The sequence below is a fragment of the Rubrivirga marina genome, assembly GCF_002283365.1.
Lineage (GTDB): Bacteria > Bacteroidota > Rhodothermia > Rhodothermales > Rubricoccaceae > Rubrivirga > Rubrivirga marina.
On sequence record NZ_MQWD01000008.1, the window covers coordinates 1 to 716 of the forward strand.

Below are 716 nucleotides of genomic sequence, written 5' to 3' on the forward strand. Positions count from 1 at the left end.
GCGAGCGCGCACCGGACGCCGTTGGCGTCGCGGAGCCCGGCCTCCTCCGGCCACGACACGACGATCTCGTCGCCGATGTACTGGTACACCTCGCCCTCGTGCCGGACGACCGCGTCGGCGAGGGCGTCGTAGTACGCCCGGAGGAACTCGAAGTACCGGGCGTGGCCCAGCCGCTCCGTGATGGCCGTCGAGGACTTCATGTCGGAGAAGAGGAACACGCGCCGCTCCCGCTTCGGCGTGTGGTACCGCCCCGTGAGGAAGTTGGTGAGGACGCGGGCGCCCAGGTGCTCGCTGATCTCGGCGTAGAACAGCGAGACGACGAGGGACGCCGTGATCTGGACGCCCGTGCTCAGGCTCTCCATGCTGACCGCGAACGCCCCGAGGCGGTCCCAGACGCGGGCGTCGGCCAGCCCGGTCCCCATCTCCATCGCCGCTGCGATGGGGTAAAGGACGACCACGACGACGGTCAGGAACGCGACGTAGAACAGGGTCTTGCCGACCAGCTTGGCCCCGAGGCTCCTCGCGGCGAAGGCCCGGTTCAGGAACAGCAGTTCGACGACCCCGACGAGGCACCCGACAGCGAACGACGCCAGGCTGGCGAAGACGTAGATCCCGGCGTCGAGTTGGATGCCCTCGTGGGAGTCGGCCGAGAGGCTCCCGACCGCCGCGTAGTTCGAGACCGAGAACACGTGGTCCACCAGGAGCCAGATCACCCC

General features: G+C 69.0%; 1 protein-coding gene. It reads right to left on the reverse strand.

What is annotated here, in order from left to right:
* A partial coding sequence (locus BSZ37_RS22275; RefSeq protein WP_179299813.1) for an adenylate/guanylate cyclase domain-containing protein occupies nucleotides 1-716 on the reverse strand: 716 nt, incomplete at both ends.